This window comes from Rhizobium sp. SEMIA 4085 (assembly GCF_013004495.1).
Classification (GTDB): Bacteria; Pseudomonadota; Alphaproteobacteria; order Rhizobiales; family Rhizobiaceae; genus Rhizobium; species Rhizobium gallicum.
Map to the genome: position 1 here is coordinate 1 of NZ_JABEPH010000488.1, position 3,506 is coordinate 3,506.

At 60.1% G+C, this 3,506-nt stretch carries 4 protein-coding genes and 2 pseudogenes; 2 read left to right on the forward strand and 4 right to left on the reverse strand.

Annotation, left to right across the window (positions count from 1 at the left end):
• Positions 1 to 289, forward strand: a 289-nt coding sequence (locus C9413_RS29635; protein WP_246703888.1) for a LysR substrate-binding domain-containing protein, incomplete at its 5' end; no start/stop codon positions are given.
• Positions 290 to 468: 179 nt separating this feature from the next.
• Here C9413_RS29635 and C9413_RS29640 read toward each other — a convergent pair.
• The 4 genes and pseudogenes from C9413_RS29640 to C9413_RS29655 form a co-directional block, all read right to left on the reverse strand.
• On the reverse strand, positions 469 to 927 hold the full coding sequence (locus tag C9413_RS29640) for a DUF6130 family protein (protein WP_052451935.1): 459 nt from the start codon (positions 925 to 927) through the stop codon (positions 469 to 471).
• Between the two features lie 95 nt (positions 928 to 1,022).
• Positions 1,023 to 1,415: pseudogene (locus C9413_RS29645) on the reverse strand (organic hydroperoxide resistance protein).
• A 22-nt stretch (positions 1,416 to 1,437) separates the two neighbouring features.
• Positions 1,438 to 2,232, reverse strand: a complete 795-nt coding sequence (locus tag C9413_RS29650; RefSeq protein ID WP_040115829.1) for an SDR family oxidoreductase — start codon at positions 2,230 to 2,232, stop codon at positions 1,438 to 1,440.
• Positions 2,233 to 2,373: 141 nt separating this feature from the next.
• Positions 2,374 to 2,679, reverse strand: coding sequence for a hypothetical protein (locus C9413_RS29655; RefSeq protein ID WP_133938591.1), 306 nt, complete (start codon positions 2,677 to 2,679; stop codon positions 2,374 to 2,376).
• Positions 2,680 to 3,209: 530 nt separating this feature from the next.
• Here C9413_RS29655 and C9413_RS29660 point away from each other — a divergent pair.
• A pseudogene (locus tag C9413_RS29660) lies at positions 3,210 to 3,425 on the forward strand (DUF2798 domain-containing protein); the annotation flags it as partial.
• Between the last annotated feature and the right edge of the window lie 81 nt (positions 3,426 to 3,506).

Genomic DNA, 3,506 nt, shown 5'->3' on the forward strand with positions numbered 1-3,506 from the left:
GGTCTATAGATGGGAATTCGAAAAAGATGGCGAAGAGCTGGTCCTTGATGTCGATGGCCCGCTTATTCTAGGCGACGACCGGCTGGTGATCGAGGCCGCGCTAGACGGCGCCGGCATCGCGTTCCTGCTAGAAAACATGGCGAACGCCGCCGTTGAAGAAGGGCGGCTGCGTTGGATTCTTGCCGATTGGTGCGCGCCGTTTCCCGGTGTCTATCTTTATTACCCAAGCCGGCGTCAGATGCGCCCAGCACTGCGCGCCTTTATCGAGTTCTTCAAGCATGCAGGCTGACAGTCATGCAAGTTGCCCTGGACCGTTTTGCCTGCAAAGTGGGGGAGGAGCCTCCCAGCCGGGCGGGATGACGTTGGAGGTGTGGGACCGACCCATGGCGCGCTGGCCGGCAGCAATGATCAGGCACTATTTCCACAAGGCTTTGCGCGTTCACCGATCCCAAGGAAGCGATGCCCTTTCTAATGATGCTGACCATGGATGGCCGGAACCGTGAACGAGGCAGTCTGGCCGCCAATCACACGGTGTTCAGGCGTGACAATTTCGATCAGTACCTTATGTTTGCCAGCCGGCAGGCCCGTCAGAACAATTGCACCCGTGCCGCCTGCATCCGCCCAGCGCCACGGAAGATCGTCGACGTTGACGTGCAGGTGGCCCACCCGTGGCGATACGTCGCTTGCGCCGGGACCGAAAATCGGCAGGATGCGAAAATTCTCCGTCCGATACGGAATAATGGCCACCCCTCGCGTGGTGAGTGGTTCTGCAAGGGGCTGATCGACAAGTAGTTTCGGCTCGGGCTCATCCTTGATAGGTAAAAACTGAGTCTGGACGCTGCCTGGCGTTTGGGCTTGGGCAATCGCGGTCGCTACAGTCAGAAGAGCGATTGCAGCAAGGCCGAGGGCTCTAACGGTCGTGATCATGACAAATATCATCCTATGATAACCGCGCCGGTCGAGACCGGAGATTTCCGATCGCCGGCGCGATGTCTGGTTGAAGGAAATAACCGAGATGCGGATCAAGCCACGCTGAGCTCGACTTCGATGTTGCTGCGGTGGCCTTCGAGTAAGGGCAAAGCTGGTGCGCCCGTTCGACAAGGATGGTCGCCAGTTCAGGCGCGCTTCCCGGCAGGCTCACACTCAGCCGCGCGCGTAGCAGATAGCCATATCACTCAAGACAAGGTCGACTTCGGTATTGATCGAGGCATCGGCAGGCAGGCGGAGGTGGCGCTTGCGACCGCGCCGAGGAAACATGCGGACCAGCCCGCCGCAAAGAGCTGCTCGGGATTGGCGCCAGCGCCCGTCGATCCGGGTGGCGACAGCTTGATGTCAAGACGCCCGTCTAAGCTGCGCGAGGCGCCGTCGCGCCCGCCGGTGGTGTGGGTTTTACCCGTGTAGACGACTTTCGACATTTCATTTGGTCCTGATCGGATGTCAGCCGGCCTGATAGCGGGCTGCTGGCTTGTTGGTGGACAGATTTCCCGCCATGGCCTGCCGGGCGCCGTCGAAGGCATCCCATTGGCCGGCATCGTGAAGGCTCGGGATGGTGACGAACTCCTTGCGCGAAAGCCCCAGTAGGGCAGCGTCGACCAGGTCTTGAGCCGGCATGACCATTTCTTGCGGCAAGTGCTGAACCGGAAGCCCCGCGACATCCCAGAAGTCAGTCGCAGTGGCACCTGGGAGAACGACCTGTACGTGGACGTTGCTGTCGGCCAGTTCCTGGCGCAGGCTCTGGCTGAAGGAGAGAACAAAGGCCTTCGTGCCGCCGTAGACGCCGTTCAATCTTTCCGGCGCGACCGCCACGATCGAAGCAATGTTGATGATCGTCCCCCGGTCCCGCTCGACAAACCCAGGGACGGCTGCGTAAGTGAGGCGCATCAGCGCATCGACATTGAGCGCAATCATCGCGCTCATGGCGTCGACGTCGGACTGGATGAGCGAGGCGGCCGCCCCGACACCGGCATTGTTGACCAGCATCGTGATCCGCGGGTCGTCAGTGATCAGCGTTGCGACCCGGGCGACGTCGTCCGTTTTCGTGAGGTCGGCAGTGACGGTCAAAACGGTGCGGCCCGTCCGTTCGCGGATGGCAGCCGCTACTCGTTGCAGCCGCTCGCCGTTTCGCGCGACGAGCATCAAGTCATAGCCCTGGCGGGCAAGTCGATCCGCATAAAGGGCGCCAATGCCGCCCGATGCGCCGGTAATGACGGCGATTCCTAACGTTTCCTGCATGGCATTTCCTTTCGGGTTGTCGTGGACACAGCCGAGCGTCAGTTGCGATTTGTGGACTGCGATGGGTACGAATATGAGCTCGCCAAAGTTGGCCCGGTAGCGAGCAAAAATGAGAGCCAGCCTCTCGTTTGACAGACTTGATCAGCGTTGGCGCTGATACCGAGGTGCCGGCTCACTGTTCATGAGGTCGTCAAGCAGTGCCTTGCGTGCGTGCTCATAACTCGCCCAGCGGCCGGTCTTTACCAGCGAGGGGATGGTGATCGCCTCGCGACGGTCGAAACCGACCATCGCGGCATCGACGAGATCGGCAGCCGTCATCATTGCGGGTATTGCTTCAGGCACGCAGGCGGGAAACCGCCAGAAATCGGTACGCACCGCGCCGGTCAGAACGCGCTGAACATAGACGTTTTGATGTGCTATGTGCGGCCACTGCTGCGGGGCGTGCATATGCCTTAACGTTCATTCCGATCAGGCGATCGAGATTGAGCACCCGGTCTTCCGGAAGCGGTTTGCCAGCTGGCAAGTCGAGATTGACGACAAGGTCAAAGCCCTTCTCCTCCACGAACCTAGCCTCCACGCCTTGGAGGCCTTGGTCCGTCGAAAGGTCGACAGCAACAACCTCGACCGCCACATCGGTCTCAGCTTGCAAAATGCTCGCAAGGGCGCGATTGGCCGGTCAGGGTTTTTTGCGAGCAACACGAGGTCATATCCGCGGCGAGCAAGGCGGTCGGCATATAACAAGCCGATCGCGCAGGACGCCGGGTGAAGAGGGCCTTGGGGTGAGTTCGCGACAGATGTAGTCGTTGCCACCGTTTGGGACTTGCCGGATTCAAGAGGTTGCCTCTCGCATTCTTGCTCTACCGCCCCGGGTGGCAATGCTCGATCCTCGGCGCCGATCATCAACAGGTCGTGACTGCCCGGTTCGATCAGCGCAAGGCGGTCATATCGAGGCTTTGAACCTTCAAAGGAAGAAGAACATGAACACGCAATTGAAACGGAAGATCGCCTTTGCCCTGTCGATGGGTATCATCACAACCGGAATTATCTCCTTCGTCCTTCTTGCGCTCAACCTCGGCTTTTCAAAAGGATTCGTCCTGACATGGCTGCGCTCGTGGAGCATCGGGTACCTAATCGTCATTCCCGCCATCCTGCTGATCGGACCGCGACTTCAGGCGCACGTCGATCGCCTGGTCCTATCCCTTATCCCCCTCTGCCGCTGCCGACGCGCGACCCAGGGGAGAACTGGGGGGTGCACCTCGCCTTGCACCAAAAGA